This is a genomic window from Ilumatobacter sp., assembly GCF_039969435.1.
Lineage (GTDB): Bacteria > Actinomycetota > Acidimicrobiia > Acidimicrobiales > Ilumatobacteraceae > Ilumatobacter_A.
Map to the genome: position 1 here is coordinate 15,001 of NZ_JBDVNU010000017.1, position 14,640 is coordinate 29,640.

The following is a 14,640-nucleotide window of genomic DNA, read 5'->3' on the forward strand; positions in this document are numbered from 1 at the left end:
GACCCAGGGCAGGTTCTCGCACGGGTCGACGAAGAGAAAGTGGCCGGCGCCGGGAAAGGTGATGAGCGTCTTGTTGTCGCCTGTTGCGTAGTCGTAGGTGGGTTTCGCACCCCACGAGTAGGGAGTGCTTCGTCGACGGTTCCGCCCATGGCCATGACGGGAACCTCGAGCTCGGCGAGGCCGCGTTGGTCGAAGAGGTATGAGTCGCCGGCCATCGAGATCACGGCCGTGATTCGCGGGTCTTCGAGCGACGGCCACAGACCGGGGGGACCTCGTCGAGTCCGGCTCGCATGGCCATGTCCGCCTCGTTGGGAACGGGAGCGCAGAAGAAGTTGAGGGGATCATCTGTTGCCAGTGCCGCGCAGCAGACCGTGAAGGCGGCGAAGTCGAACCGTGCACCCCCGGCCGCGAGTGCGGTGCACCCGCCGTAGGAGTGGCCGACGACGGCGACGTTGTCGATGTCGATCAATCCGGCCAACGGTGCTCCGGGCTCGGTGAGTCGTTCCGCCTCGTCGATGGTTCGACCGATGTCGACAGGCCTGTCGATCAGTTCCTCACAGAATCCGTCGAGCGACCCGTCGAGGGTCTCGTTGTGTTCGGGAGCGAGCACGACGTAGCCGTTCGACGCGTAGTGCTCGACCAGCGTGCTGTGGACGATCGGGCTGAGCGCGTCGCCGTGGGAGAAGACGACGAGCGGGTACGGCTCATCGGTCTGTTCCGGTTGAGCGTCGGCGATCGCGCAGCCGACGCTGGTGATCTCCTCGCCGGGCGTGATCTCTTCGCCGAACTTGTCGGGCGCCGTGTACGTGATCGTCGCAGGCTGATCGTCGTCGGGACGAAGTGCCGGGTACCACGTGCGCAGCGTGAGGGGTTGCTCCTGGGCGCCGGTGGTGGTGAGGACCTGATAGCCGACCGCATGCGTGCCCTGTGTTGCGTAGGTGAGCGAAGGCGTCGAGGGCTCCGCCGTTGCTGAGGTGGTGGCTGATGTGGCGGAGAGTTCGTCCGATCCGCACCCGGTCAGAAGCGCGAGGGCTGCGAGGCCGTAGACGGCTGCGACGAATCGGTCGCGGTGGTGATTCATGGGTGTCCCTTCTGGGCGATCGTGTTGGAATGGAGTGGAGATGCCAGAGGTGGAGTCGGTCGGTGACACGAACCCGTCGATCAGGGCTGCTGCAGACGAGACGTGCGACGCGTGATTCGTGTCGTCGAGTTCCGTGCCGAAGCACAGTCACCGGCCGTTCAGCAGTCCCCTAGTCGTCGGAGCAGCCGAGGTCGAACACGCCGCCGTTCGTGTCGAGGCTGATCGTGAAGGTGCCGTCGACTTCGTCCACGCCGAGGTCGATATCGCCGAGGTGAATGTCCTTCCAGTCGAATCCTTCCTCGGTGAACTCTGCGCTGAGCTCGCAGTGACCGTCATCGGTCGTGAGGTCGAAGCTTGCCTCGCCGTGGAACACGTCGTCCGGGTCGATGCCTTCCCCGAGCGCGACCCCGAGGTCGCATTCGACACCTTGGAACTCGGCCGTGAAATCAGCATCGTCGTCGAATGACACGTTCGGGTCGTCGATGGCGACGGTCACGGCGTCGATGACATCGGAGCGGCGGGTCTGGTCGACCTCGACGACGATGTACGTTGCTGCGCTCCACAATGCTCCGACGGACACCCGGTCCTGCTCATCGACGATGGAGAGTTCGACGCCATCGTGGACGATCGATTCGGTGGCCTCGGTCGACATCGCCGCACTGAGTTCACGTGAAGCGTTCCCGCCGGCGACGGTGACGCTGTACATGCAGTCGGTGTCATCGATCGCGGCAACGTCGCTGGTGCGGGCGATGTCGGAGCTCTGCGTCGCACTGGCGGTCGACCTCGTACCCGATGACGCATCGGCGGCAGCTGCGATCGAGATCGAGACGATGGCGGCACCTGCGATCAGCGGAGCCCAGCGTGTCGCGTTCTGCCGCAATGATCTTGCCGATCTCGTCGATTTCGGGTGTTCGTACATGGTTCGGTCTCCTGAAGGTCCGTTCGGAGCCGTGTGCCCCGTTGCGTGCCATGATCCCGGGAGGCCCGGCAGTGCACATCAGCCGATTGGTCAGAAGGCTCCTGGCCGGACGGCCAGGAGCGCCTGTTGGTGGTGATCCGTTCGAACCCTGCGCCCAGCAGTGCGCGAGTACCCGGTCCGGTGAGTCCCGATGACGCCGACGACACCATGATCGGCTGAGAGTCCCTCCCGATCGACGTCAGCCGGGCCGGTCGGCGGTCGCGTCCCGTCGATGGGGCGTCGATCTTGTCGTGAGCGGCCCGGGAGGCGGCGAGCTCAGTCATCTGAATCGTGCCGACAGGCTGCGGCGGTGTCAGGCCTCGGGTCATTGCCCCTCCTGGCCGATCGGCCAGAGCGGACCCTGCACTTTTGGCCGATCCGCTCGTCATCGGAACTCTCTACTCTGGAGTCGTGGTAGCGAACATCGTGCGCGACGTGTGGGCCGAGCCGGCTGCGCCTGACCCGCCGGGCGCATCTCGCTGGGACACGGTTGTCGTTCCGGGTCTGATGGCTGTCGGCCTTGCCGAAGGACTGCTTTCCTCGGAGGTCGCGTGGCGTGCGGCAACGATTGCGGTCGTCGTGCCGATCTCGGTCGCATTGCTGTGGCGGCGAACTGATCCGCTGCGCACCGCCGTGATCGTGTTCGGCGCGTACACCGTCCTGTACGGCGCGATGCTGGCAGCGGGCGTGACGAGCACGTTCGTCAACTTCGGCGTGATCACGCTCAGCGTGTACTCGTTGGTGCGTTGGGCCTCGGGACGCGACGCGATCATCGGCCTGAGCGTTGCCAGCGTGGGGACGGGGGTGGTGGGCAGCACGGGGGATCTCCGTCAACAAGACGGCGCAATCGGTTTGCCGGTGGTGTTCATCCTGATCGTGCTGACCGGCTTCGCGGTCCGCTCGATGCGCGACAGGCGCGCGGCTGGGATCCGTGAGGTGAAGATGTCGGAGCGCAATCGCATCGCTCGGGAACTGCACGACACCGTCGCCCACCACGTGTCGGCGATCGCGGTGCAGGCTCAGGGTGCTCAGGAAGTGCTCTCGAGCGATCCACAGGCTGCGGCGCGGGCCTTGGCAGTGATCGAGGAAGCGGCGTCACAGACGCTGGCCGAAATGCGAAAGATGGTGGGCGTCCTCCGCGACGGTGAGCGACCCGAACTCGTTCCTCAACCCGGTCTCGACGACATCGTTCGCTTCGGTCAGAGCACCGGGCCCGGGCCTCGCGTCGATGTCGAGTTGTCTGGCGATCTGGGCAACCTGAGCCAAACACTCGAAGCGGGCCTGTTCCGCATGGTCCAAGAAGGGGTCACGAACGCCCGCCGCCACGCCCGCCACGCGACCTCCGTGGCGGTTCGCGTCGTCGGACGCGCCGGTGACGTGCACCTGACCGTGTCCGATGACGGCGACCCGAGCATGCGGAGCAGTTCGGGCTACGGACTCATCGGGATGGCGGAACGAGCCTCACTGCTCGGAGGCACGTTCCAGGCCGGACCGTCACCCAACCGCGGTTGGACCATCGAAGCAACACTTCCTCGAGCGGTCGTCTCCACGTGACGATCCGGGTGCTCATCGCCGACGACCAGGACATCATCCGCAGCGGGCTCAAGATGATCCTCGACGGCCGACCCGACATCGAAGTCATCGCAGAGGCCGACAACGGCCGCGAAGCTGTCCATCTCGCTCGCAAGCTGCGCCCCGACGTGTGTCTGTTCGACATCCGGATGCCGGTGATGGACGGAATCGAAGCCACCAACCAGTTGGCAGGTCGCGACGTCGATGACCCCCTCGCGATCATCATCATCACCACCTTCGACCTCGACGAACACGTCCACGGCGCCCTCAAGGCCGGAGCGAGAGGCTTCCTGCTCAAGGACGCCGGCAAGGAACTCCTCGTTCAGGCAATTCATGCAGCTGCCGAGGGCGACGCACTGATCGCCCCCAGCATCACCGCCCGTCTGCTCGCCACCTTCTCCCGAACACCGACCACGACGGCGCCACCGCAGCCGATCGAACCACTCACGGCACGAGAGGAAGAAGTACTGACAACAGTCGCACGGGGCCGAACGAATGCCGAGATCGCCGACGAACTCCACATCAGCCTGAGCACCGTCAAGGCCCACCTCGCCAGTCTCATGAACAAGCTCGGCGCCCGGAACCGCGTCGAGATCGCGATGTGGGCGTCCGAAACCGGACGGACGCAAGCCCCGCCCGACTAGGTGTCAGGGGCCGACGAGCCAGCATCTCGCCGCACCTGGATGCGGCGGCACCTTCGCTCGACCGGTTGGCCGAAAGGACAACTCCGATGGGGCCGATCAGCCGATGTGTCGACGATCCCACCTCGTGATCATGGAACCCCATGATCACCGTCTCGTCTCTCACCAAGCACTACGGCGACCGGGTCGCCGTGGACGACATGTCCTTCGACGTCGCAGCGGGCCGTGTCACCGGCTTCGTCGGTCCGAACGGCGCCGGCAAGTCCACCACGATGCGCATGATGGTCGGGCTCACCCGACCCGACCATGGCGGCGTCCGGTATCAGGGCGTCGACTACACCCGGCTCCTCCGCCCGGCAAGGGTCGTCGGTGCCGTGCTCGACGCTCGGTGCATGCACCCGGGCCGCACCGCCCGGAACCACCTGCGCGCGACCGCAGCACTCAGCGCCATCCCCGTCCGGCGAGTCGACGAGGTACTCGCCGAGGTCGGGCTCGAGAAGGCCGCCGACCAGCGCGCCGGCACCTTCTCCTTGGGGATGCGCCAACGTCTGGCGCTCGCCGGGGCCTTGCTCGGCGATCCCGAGGTGCTGTTGCTCGACGAGCCGTCCAACGGTCTCGACCCCGATGGGATCCGTTGGCTACGCAACTCGCTCACGGCGTTCGCGAAGGCCGGTGGGACCGTGTTCGTGTCGAGCCACCTGATCGGTGAGCTCGAGATGTTCGCCGACGACCTCGTCGTGGTCGGCGGTGGACGGTTGCTGGCCGCCGAGCCCGTCGCCCGCACACTCGCCCGGGGCCACTCAACGGTAATGGTCCGCACACCCCGGTTTGCCGAGCTCGCCGAACTGCTCGAGCGTCGCGACCTCGAGATCGAGGCGATCGATGTGATCGACCAGCGACTCTCGATTGGCGGTACCACGACCGCCACGGTGTCCCAGATCGCGTTCGACCATCGCATCCACGTGATCGAGATCAGCGAGACCTCACGCTCGCTCGAAGAGATCCTCCTCGACATGACCGGCACCACCGCCGAGTACGCCTCCGCGTGAACCCCCACCCGAAACAACCACTCGAGAGAACGATGACCATCACCACACCCCCCACCATGTCGTCGGCGCCACCCGACTCACTCCCGTTGCCGAAGCACTCAGTCGGCGAACGTGACCGACGCGACGAGGTCGCATCGATGCCCACCGCCCTGCGAAGCGAGTGGATCAAGCTCACGACGCTCCGGTCCAACGTCAGGATCGTCGCGCTGACACCGGTCATCGGTTTGCTCCTGTCGTGGATCCTCGCCGTGTTCGTCGAGATCGACCCCGACACGGACCAGCCGTACAACATCGCTGAGACGTTCGTCTTCTCGACGTGGCTCACGATCGTGCTGGCGGCCGTCGCCGGCGCCTTGATGTTCACTTCCGAAGTTCAGCACGGCACGATCGCGACGTCCATGACCGCGCAGCCAGCCAGATGGGTGAACGTCGCCGCCAAGGGCTCGATCGCAGCGTGCTTCGGCCTGACGATGGGCGCACTGGGAATGATCGGCGGCCTGAGTGGAACGCTGCTCGGCGGCCTCGGCAGCGGCGACACCTCCACGATGCCGGCCAAGGCACTATGGGGGCTCTTCGTCGCCGCACTCGCCCCGCTCCTGGGTCTCGGGATCGGGATGATCCTGCGCCACAGCGCATCGGCGGTCTCGATCCTGCTCATCTGGGTGTTCGTCGTCGAGATCACCATCAGAGCCCTCATCCCGGCCGACGTCCACCGGTTCCTGCCGTTCAGTGCCGCCAACGGTCTGCTCGGCACCGCAACAGGAACCGACAGTCCCGAGATGATCGCCGCCGAACTGAGCAAGTTGCAGAATGCGTTCCTGTTCGGTGGCTACGCAGCATTGGCACTGGCGGCCGGGACGGTGCTCCTCTACCGACGCGACGTGTCCTGATCACGGTCGATCGGTGCCGAACCTCTGGGAAAGCCTCCCGCACCGCCACACGGTGCGAACCCTGGTTGTGGAAGCACGCGTCATGACGAGCCGCAAGAAGATTCGCTCGAAGGCGACCGATGCGACACCGTCGACTCGGGGTTGGCTCGTCGATGGCATCGCATGGGAAACTCACACGACACTGGTTGCCATTCCAGCGCTCATCGTGGCGGGAATCGCAACGTTGCTGTTCGATGTGTCGATCACCATGATCCTCGTCGTCGCAGTTGGCGCAGCGCTGGTGATCCGCTTGGTGCTGGATGGTTGGCGGCGACTCGAGTCAGCTGACCCCGACCGAACTCGGACACCGGACGAGGATCGGTAGCGCATCGCCGCTCACACGTCCGTCGCCGGGCCCGTCCGACCGGATGGTTCGAATTGTCGACCGGCTGTGGGCCAGTGACCCGACTGCGTCTGCCGCGTCGCTGTCCAGTGTCGCCGAGTTACCCCTCAGGTTTCGAGCCGGCATCGTGACGTGCACCATCACCGTGACCCTCCCGAGGGTTGCAGCGACGGTTTCGTACACGCCGTTCCACCCGTGGCTCGACGACGACGGCTGGGGCAAGTTGCCGCTCAGCGGCACCGTCCAGGCGATCGGCTTGAGTTGGCGCTGGTCGACGGGCTGGTTCCGGCCGGCCCTTTGCTCGCAATCGCTTCGCTCCGCGTCATGATTGCGTTCGCGCGCGCTACGGCCGCTTGACGTCGCTCTCATTGGCCCGGTGAGGCTCGGGTCATCGGCACGACCGGGCAGTTCTGACGGGCACACCGGCGAGATACGCGTGCGAAAGACGTGAACGATCCGACCGGTGAGGAGCCGGGTGATCCCGACGCTGCTACGACCTGGCTGTGTGTGAGGTGAGCGGTTGGCGATGTCAGCCCGGTTGCGGGGCACCGGGCTGATCGATGCCGGTCAGCGTGCCGTTGTCGAACGTCAGAAGGAAGCCGTAGCCGCTGCTGAACATGAAGCCGTCGGGCGCGGACGGTGAGGCCGTCGATCCGTTGACGAGTGCGATCAACTCCGTACCGGAGATGCGGTAGTTCGCATCGCTTGCGACGTTGCGAACCGAAATGGGGATGTCGGTGACTGCGAGGTCGAGTTGATCGACCCGTCCGGTGACGTCGGTGCCGAACGGAGTGCAGACATCGGGTGAGTCGTCGCCGAACCGGTCGATGCAGGCTTGACCTGAGTAGGCCTGGACGACGTCGAATCGGAGTTGCAGCGGACCGTCGGGCATCGGACCTTCGTGGAGGTAGGCGAAGTGGACGCCGTCGTAGTCTCTGCCCAGCGCCGGAATCGGTTCGGTCGCTTCGGGGAAAGTGGGCGACGGGACGACCTGGTACTCGCCGCTCGGGCTCGGCTCGAGCGCTGTGACCGGGGGGTTGCTGTCGACGGGCTCGACGGACGCGATCGACTCGGTCGATGTGACCGGGTCCGGGCTTCCTCCGGTCTCCTCTCGGATGAGGATCGGTTCGGAGTTCTCCGCCGTTGGTGTCGTGGCGGCGGACGGTGCTGTCGTGGCGATCTCGGACGAAGAGGGCTGGTCGGAGGTGGAGATCGTCGGGGCGGGGCCGTTGCGCTGTGTGTACGCGACCATTCCGAGTGCGGCGACGACCAGGACCGACGCTGCGACGGCGAGGAGTCTGGTGCTGCGTGGTTCGCGGTCGGACGTGAAACGCACGATGGGGCTCGGAGCCGAGGGTGGTGGGGGAGCGGCGTCGACGAGTTCGTCGAATGCGCGGCGGATCTGGTTGTCGAGGTCGTTCATCGAAGGAGCGCTTTCATGTGGCGGCGGGCGGTCTGGGACTCGCGTTGGACGGTTCGGGTGGAGAGGTCGAGCCGGTGTGCTGTCTGGAGAACGTCGAGATCGAGCCAATAGAGACAGAACAACACGGCGCGTTGGCGTGTGGTCAAGGCGTTCATGACGGCGAGCACCTCGGGTCGGACACCGCTGTCTGACGTGTCGTCGGTCCGGTGCGTCGTAGCTTCTCGTCGTTGCCGACGGCTGTTGCTGCGGTGGCGGTCTCGGACCTGGTTGAGTACGGCCTGGTAGAGGTAAGCGCGTCGGTCCTCGATGGCGGGCCACCGCGATGATGCGAACGCGGCGGCGAAGGCGTCGGCGACGACATCGTCGGCGTCGGTCGGGCCTGCAATCGCAGCGGCGTAACGGGTCAGTTCGGCGGCGTGTTCACGAAACGTCGCTTCGTCATCGGTCATCGTCATCGATCGCATGCCTGTTGGAACGGCACCGCCAGGGGATCTGCGCCAAACTTTCTGAACGTGGTGTCGCTGGCCACGGTCTACCGCTCCTTCCACGAAGTCGACCGCATCGTCGATGTCGCCTTCGTCGCACGTGCAGATGCCTCCACCAAAGTCGTGGAAGCAGGCTCTGGCGACCCCCACCGACTGTTCGCCTTGATGGACCTGGGGGCCTGACCATCGAGTCGGCTCGTCCCTTTGGATCTATCACGAAGTGACTGCATGGCCGATCGGCCGTAGCTGCACGTTCCATCGCATGGAGTTCGTGGTCGACGAGCTCGAGACGCCGGTCAGCGGGTTCCTTCCTTCTCGCTCGATGATCGTTCTACATGGAAGGACAGCGTCTGTGCGGAACAGCTACTCTCACAGGCGACTCTGATCGCGGCGTCGGTGGAGTCCGAGAGCTGCGCCCGCAGTCGCGAGCAGTTTCCAGATCACCGCCCCCGATCAAGGCCGGGTCGAGCAGCCAGATCAGGAACAGAACTGGCGCACCGCTGATTGCAGATCCGGTCAGAACGCGAAGGGCGATCGACGATGGGGATGCCTGCCGCTGTGAGACAGAGAGCAGCGATGACCAGTCGGTTCGGAATCCGGCCGCTCAGTTCATCGACGAGCGCCGCCGCGAGCACGACAGTGGACACTGCGAGCAGCGGTGCGACGACGAGGCCGAGCCGGAGCAACAAGAGTCCGAACGAACCTGCGATCACGACGCCGATGGAAACGAGGCGAGGCGACACGACGACACCCGAGGGTGCGGTAGTTGTGGTCTCTGGGATTGGTCGAACCGTCATCGCTCCTCCTGCAACCCAACATGAACGTCCTGCGCCCGTCAGATCTGAGAAGGGAATTGACTATCGGCTTCCCACGAGCCGATCGCTTGGCACCTCGGCAGGGTCCAGCGAGATGTTCGCACGCTCGACGGTCCGGTGCAACCGGGAACCCGAAGAAGATTCCGGGTCGGTTTCGAGCGAGAGACAGTGCCAGATCGTGCCTGTACCGATGGCTCTGCCATCGGTTCAACGCCTGGTCACAGCACTACTGATTGGCGGAACGGGGGGGATTCGAACCCCCGGAGCCTGTCGACTCGTCCGCTTTCAAGGCGGGTGCATTCGTCCGCTCTGCCACCGTTCCGTCCACCACGCTAACGGCTCGCAGTGGCAACCTTCAGAGGAGTTGACCGACGGCGTGGATGACGAACCCGGCCATGCCGCCGACGATCGTGCCGTTGATCCGGATGAACTGCAGGTCGCGGCCGACCTGGAGTTCGAGCTTGTCGGCGGTGGACTCCGCATCCCACCGCTCGACGGTCGACGAGATGATCTCGCTCACCTCGGTGCGGTAGTTGACCACGAGGTGTCCGAGCGCCGAGGCGACCCACTCGTCGACCTTCGTCTGCAACTCCGGTTCGGTTGCCAAGCGGTGGCCGAGTTGCTGCAGGCTCCCCACGATCCGACGTCGCAGCTCGCTCTCGCGGTCGTCGGCGGCCGACAACATCCCCTGCTTCACCTCGCCCCACAGCGATTCGATCCAGCGCCGGACCTCGGGGTGGTCGAGCAACTCCTGCTTCCACACCTCTCCCTTGGCGTGCATCTCGGGGTCGTGTCGGAGGCGATGGGCGAGATCGGCGACCCGGACGTCGACGCTGCTGCGGAGTTCGTGGTCCGGTGAGGAGCGGACATCGGTGATGAGGCGCTCGGCGATGTCGTAGACCTTGGCGAAGACGCGGTCGTCGATCCGCTCGGGCACCCAACGCGGTGATTCGTCGTGGAGGCGCTTGCGCAACGTCTCCCGGTTGTCGTCGAGGTACTTCCCCAGCCCGCTGAGCACACCGTCGAGCAGGCGTTGCACGTACCCGCCGTCGGCCGTCAGCTCGACCGCCCGACCGACGAGGGGCGCGACCTGCGTGGCGTCGATCCGCGTCCGCACGACGTGTTCCAGCCCGGCCTGGATCTCCCCGTCGTCGAGCACTTCGAGCCCACCGCGCACGACGTCGGCGATCGCGTCGCCCGCGCGCTCGGCGTGGGACGGGTCGGCGAGCCATTCGCCGGCGCGCCGACCGATCTCGGCGCCTCGGAGTCGCTCGTCGATCACCTCGACGGTCAGGAAGTTGGACTCGACGAAGTCGCCGAGGCTGCGGCCGATGTCGTCCTTGCGCTTGCGGATGATCGCGGTGTGGGGGATCGGGAGTCCGAGCGGGTGGCGGAACAGAGCCGTGACCGCGAACCAGTCGGCAAGTGCGCCGACCATCGCCGCCTCGGCCACCGCCCGGACGTAGCCGACCCAGGTCGCGGAGTCCTCGTTGATCTTGGCCACGACGTAGATCACGGCAGCGACGACGAGCAACGCGGTGGCGACTGTCTTCATGCGACGCAGATCGTGGCGACGACCTGCGTCGACAGGACTGTCGAGCAGAGCCTGATCGGAGGTCGCGGCCATCGAGGCGGTCATCGCCCGGACGGTAACGGCGAGCGGTACACTCGCCGCTTCGAGTCGTCCCTCGGGTCGGCCCGATGGAGAGGTGCCAGAGCGGCCGAATGGGATGCCCTGCTAAGGCATTGACCCTCCGGGGTCCGTGGGTTCAAATCCCACCCTCTCCGCTCCAGGCGAATGACATCGATGTGGTGTGTGTTTCTGTCAAATGACATCCATGTCGCGTCGGTGTCAGCCGCGTTGCGGTTTGATGACGAACCGACTAGACATCCCGGAGCGCACGCGACTCAGCGGCCCGAACGGGGCCGGGAGCGAGCGTCATTCGAGACCCACCCCATGATCGATGTTGGGCACGAGCAGGCAGCAGGTGACGAGATGAAGCACGAAGACATGGACCGGAACGCAGCAACGGGTCGCGACGAGTTCTGGGGTGGCACACCCGACTGGAGCAACACGCCGCAGCGTCCCCGACGCACGAAGCGTTCCGGTGACGTGACCGGCGCGATCAAGGGCCTGTGGGCGAGTGCGATGTCCGCCGGAGCGGACGGCACCCGCGAACATCGTGTGCTCGACGCCACCGCTCCGCTCCCCGCCGACGAGTTCGAGGTCGGCCCGCAGATGTTCGACGACCTCGACGACGACTCCTCCGATCGCTTCTCTCCGAGCGACTCCTTCCACCGGGACGTTCCGCACGCCATCCCGAGCGAGCGGGCGGTGCGGAACACCAGAGATCTTCCCGTGATCGACGTGTTCCGCGACGAACACTTCGACGACGACCGGTTCGACGACGACCGGTTCGATGATGACGCCGTGGCCGCGATGACGCCGGTCTCCGTGAGCGAGCGGGAGGCTCGCACGAGGCGGTCGAGCGCGATCGACCCGCTTCTCGTACGTGTCGGCGCCGTCGCCCTCGCAACGACTCTGCTGGTCCCGTTGGCGATGGGACTCTCCTCGGGCGGCGACGACACGGGTGACACGCTGGCGTCCGCAACGACGCAGGTCGCGGCGACCACCGAGACCCTCGACACCACGCCGATCGCCGATGTGGCGGACACAGCCGCCGAGGTCACCACCACTCCCGCCGTGCTCGACCCCGAGTCGCTCCCTCGGGCGGTTCCCGTCAACGGTGATTCGACGACCTCGTCGACCACCGACGCCTCCGCGGAGTCCGACGCGGCCGACGAACTCGCGACCGAATCGTCCGACAGCGACTCCGCCACGGCATCGGTGGGAGTCGACGCCATGCAGATCGAGTCGGCGAACACCGACGACGCGGACATCGACGAGGCGGCGAGCGCCGGCGACGGTGCCGAGCGCGTGACCAACTGTGCGACGGAGTACACCGTGGTCGCCGGCGACTTCTGGTTGCGGCTCGCCGACGCAGCCGACGTGTCGCTGGCGGAACTGCTCGAAACCAACGGTGCGACCGTCGAGACACCGCTCTACCCGGGCGCAGAGATCTGCCTGCCGGCGGGAGCGACCACCCCCGCCCCTCCGTCCGAGACCACCACGGCACCGACCACGGACGCGCCGACGACGACGGACGCGCCCACTTCGACGGCGCCGACCACCACCGAACCCCCGAGCACGACGACGCCCGCCACCACGACCCCGGTGACCTCCACCCCCGACACGGCGGTGCCGACGACGGGAACGCCGAACACCGGCGCATCGGCCGACGAGGTCAAGCAGATCATCCGCGACGTGTGGCCCGACGAACTCGAGGAGCGCGCACTCGAGATCGCGTTCCGCGAGAGCCGATACGTGCCGACCGCCAAGAACTACTGCTGCTACGGCATCTTCCAGATCTACTGGAGCGTCCACCGGTCGTGGCTCTCCGGCATCGGCATCACCAGCGACCAGCAGTTGTTCGACCCCGCCACCAACGCCCGAGCTGCCTACGCCCTCTACCAGCGGGCCGGCGGATGGGGCCCCTGGTCGCAGACCAACTACTGATTTCTCGTCGATCGCGATCGATGCAATTCGACGTTCGCATCGCGAAGGTTCGGGCGTAGACTCCCCGACGCCGACGGCACTGCGCCCGTAGCTCAATGGATAGAGCATTTGATTACGGATCAAACGGTTGGGAGTTCGACTCTCTCCGGGCGCGCTGAACCGATCCCCCGCCTCGAGCGGGGGATCGCTTCGTTTTCGTCGCCTTCGTGTCACGATTCGTCCTCAAGCTCATGCCTCGATCTGCCGATAGCCGCTCATGAGGTTCATCCGGCTCGCCGCGCTCGTCGGCAGTCTGGTGCTGCTCGTCGCAACGGCGGTGTCGGTCGTCCACCGACGAGGCGACCTCCGTGACGATCAGGTGGCGCGAGTCGAACAGTCGTCGTTGCTGTTGGCCCAGTCGGTCCGGACGAGCATCACCCGCGCTCGTGAGGACGTCCACCTCGCGGCGATCGCCTCGGAGGACCCGACGCTCGACGATCGTGCGCTCGCCGAGGAACTGGTCCGCTTCTTCCCCGAGGCGGAGGCGTGTGTGGCTGATGCGGCGGGCTGTACCGGAACCGACCTGTTCGCGCTGAGCGACGTGAACGACCTCGCCGAGCTGTCGCTCGAGTCCGACGCCGCCATCGACGGTGTGGTGGCCCGAGCTCAGATCGGAGTGGACGACGCGAGCGAGTCACTGCTCGTGGTCCGCAGGGTGTCGACCGGCGACGGTGAGGGAGTCGTCGCGATGCGGATTCCGGTCGCCGGTCTGGTGTCCGACGCCACGCAGAGTTGGATCGACGAGGCGGACGTGTCGTCGACCGTCGTGACCCGGACCAAACGCTCCGCCGACGTCGTGAACGATCTGGAGGTCGACGGCAACCGACGCTCGATCGACCAGACCGTCGGGTCCCCGTTCGCGTTCGGGTCCCTGGACCTCTCCGTCGAGGCGACCCGCTCCGTCGGGATCGCCGGGGAGGCCACCGCCCGCTACGCGACGCTGCTCACGCTGGGATCGGTCCTGCTGCTCCTCGCGGGGTGGACGGTTCTCCTCGAGGGTCGCCAACTCGAGAAGCGTGCCAGCACCGACGAGTTGACGGGCCTCGTGAACCGGCGCGAGTTCGAGCGCATCAGCGAGGAAGCGATCGACATGGCGGACCGGTTCAACACCGGACTGTGTGTGATGGTGATCGACCTCAACGGGTTCAAGCAGGTGAACGACACCCTCGGTCATCAGTTCGGTGACCTGGTCCTGGCGGCGTGCGCCGAACGTCTGGTCGAAGCCGTGCGCGACACCGACGTCGTGGGCCGGTGGGGCGGCGACGAGTTCGTCATCCTGCTGCCCGGGCTCGCCGAGCGCACCGCGGTGCGCAACAGTGCCGAACGGATCTGGAACCGGCTGTCGGGAACGCCGGTGGTGGGTGACACGACGATGACCGCCAGCATCGGCGCCTCCATCTTCCCCCGCCACGGGACGTCGCTGGACGCTCTGATGCGCACCGCCGACCTCGCGATGTACGAGGCCAAGTCCACGGGGGTGAGTCATCGCATCGCCGACACGATCGAGGCCACCGAAGCGCTCCTCGCCGAGCAGCACCACACCACCGGCAGCGGTGAACCGGCACCTGTCGATGCGGCACCGCCGGTCGTGTCCGACGACTACGTCGGCGCCGACCGCCGGCGCTCGCCGGTCCCTCCGCCGCCGATGCCGCCAACGGCTCCGATGCCCCCGCCGGACACGGTTCGCAGCCCGGCGTCGACGACATCGGAGTCGTAGACTCGGGCGCT

General features: G+C 66.3%; 12 protein-coding genes and 3 tRNA genes. 9 read left to right on the plus strand and 6 right to left on the minus strand.

Annotation, left to right across the window (positions count from 1 at the left end):
• Positions 1-220 precede the first annotated feature (220 nt).
• Together ABJK40_RS08985 and ABJK40_RS08990 are read right to left on the minus strand one after the other, a co-directional pair.
• Complete coding sequence (locus ABJK40_RS08985; RefSeq protein ID WP_348480424.1) at positions 221-1,081, minus strand: hypothetical protein; 861 nt, start codon at positions 1,079-1,081, stop codon at positions 221-223.
• 169 nt (positions 1,082-1,250) lie between these two features.
• Positions 1,251-1,961 (minus strand): hypothetical protein, encoded by a 711-nt coding sequence (locus ABJK40_RS08990; protein WP_348480425.1) that lies wholly within the window; start codon positions 1,959-1,961, stop codon positions 1,251-1,253.
• A 489-nt stretch (positions 1,962-2,450) separates the two neighbouring features.
• Between ABJK40_RS08990 and ABJK40_RS08995 the strand changes: the two genes are divergently transcribed.
• The 4 genes from ABJK40_RS08995 to ABJK40_RS09010 all read left to right on the plus strand — a co-directional run bounded on the left by ABJK40_RS08995 (position 2,451) and on the right by ABJK40_RS09010 (position 6,191).
• Entirely contained in the window at positions 2,451-3,593 is a 1,143-nt protein-coding gene (locus ABJK40_RS08995; protein ID WP_348480426.1) for a sensor histidine kinase, read from the plus strand.
• Complete coding sequence (locus ABJK40_RS09000) at positions 3,590-4,255, plus strand: response regulator transcription factor (protein WP_348480427.1); 666 nt, start codon at positions 3,590-3,592, stop codon at positions 4,253-4,255. The genes ABJK40_RS08995 and ABJK40_RS09000 overlap by 4 nt, the downstream gene beginning before the upstream one ends.
• Positions 4,256-4,395: 140 nt before the next feature.
• Positions 4,396-5,301, plus strand: coding sequence for an ATP-binding cassette domain-containing protein (locus ABJK40_RS09005; RefSeq protein WP_348480428.1), 906 nt, complete (start codon positions 4,396-4,398; stop codon positions 5,299-5,301).
• A 32-nt stretch (positions 5,302-5,333) separates the two neighbouring features.
• Positions 5,334-6,191: a hypothetical protein gene (locus ABJK40_RS09010; RefSeq protein ID WP_348480429.1), complete on the plus strand. Its 858-nt coding sequence runs from the start codon at positions 5,334-5,336 to the stop codon at positions 6,189-6,191.
• Positions 6,192-7,102: 911 nt separating this feature from the next.
• Here the strand turns inward: ABJK40_RS09010 and ABJK40_RS09015 are convergent.
• Together ABJK40_RS09015 and ABJK40_RS09020 are read right to left on the minus strand one after the other, a co-directional pair.
• Complete coding sequence (locus ABJK40_RS09015) at positions 7,103-7,996, minus strand: hypothetical protein (protein WP_348480430.1); 894 nt, start codon at positions 7,994-7,996, stop codon at positions 7,103-7,105.
• Positions 7,993-8,445 carry a sigma factor gene (locus ABJK40_RS09020; protein WP_348480431.1) on the minus strand — a complete coding sequence of 151 codons (453 nt, stop codon included), beginning with the start codon at positions 8,443-8,445 and terminating at the stop codon, positions 7,993-7,995. The genes ABJK40_RS09015 and ABJK40_RS09020 overlap by 4 nt, the downstream gene beginning before the upstream one ends.
• 63 nt (positions 8,446-8,508) lie before the next feature.
• Between ABJK40_RS09020 and ABJK40_RS09025 the strand changes: the two genes are divergently transcribed.
• Entirely contained in the window at positions 8,509-8,664 is a 156-nt protein-coding gene (locus ABJK40_RS09025; protein WP_348480432.1) for a hypothetical protein, read from the plus strand.
• An 866-nt stretch (positions 8,665-9,530) separates the two neighbouring features.
• Here ABJK40_RS09025 and ABJK40_RS09030 read toward each other — a convergent pair.
• Together ABJK40_RS09030 and ABJK40_RS09035 are read right to left on the minus strand one after the other, a co-directional pair.
• A tRNA-Ser gene (locus ABJK40_RS09030) sits at positions 9,531-9,618 on the minus strand.
• 33 nt (positions 9,619-9,651) lie between these two features.
• Positions 9,652-10,935 carry a DUF445 domain-containing protein gene (locus ABJK40_RS09035; protein WP_348480433.1) on the minus strand — a complete coding sequence of 428 codons (1,284 nt, stop codon included), beginning with the start codon at positions 10,933-10,935 and terminating at the stop codon, positions 9,652-9,654.
• Between the two features lie 64 nt (positions 10,936-10,999).
• Here ABJK40_RS09035 and ABJK40_RS09040 point away from each other — a divergent pair.
• The 4 genes from ABJK40_RS09040 (at position 11,000) to ABJK40_RS09055 (ending at position 14,629) form a co-directional block, all read left to right on the plus strand.
• Positions 11,000-11,084: transfer RNA gene (locus ABJK40_RS09040), tRNA-Ser, on the plus strand.
• A 169-nt stretch (positions 11,085-11,253) separates the two neighbouring features.
• Positions 11,254-12,873, plus strand: coding sequence for a LysM peptidoglycan-binding domain-containing protein (locus ABJK40_RS09045; RefSeq protein ID WP_348480434.1), 1,620 nt, complete (start codon positions 11,254-11,256; stop codon positions 12,871-12,873).
• An 81-nt stretch (positions 12,874-12,954) separates the two neighbouring features.
• Positions 12,955-13,027: transfer RNA gene (locus ABJK40_RS09050), tRNA-Arg, on the plus strand.
• 102 nt (positions 13,028-13,129) lie between these two features.
• The gene (locus tag ABJK40_RS09055; protein ID WP_348480435.1) at positions 13,130-14,629 is read left to right on the plus strand and encodes a GGDEF domain-containing protein; all 1,500 of its coding nucleotides are present in this window, start codon (positions 13,130-13,132) and stop codon (positions 14,627-14,629) included.
• The last annotated feature ends 11 nt before the right edge of the window (positions 14,630-14,640 follow it).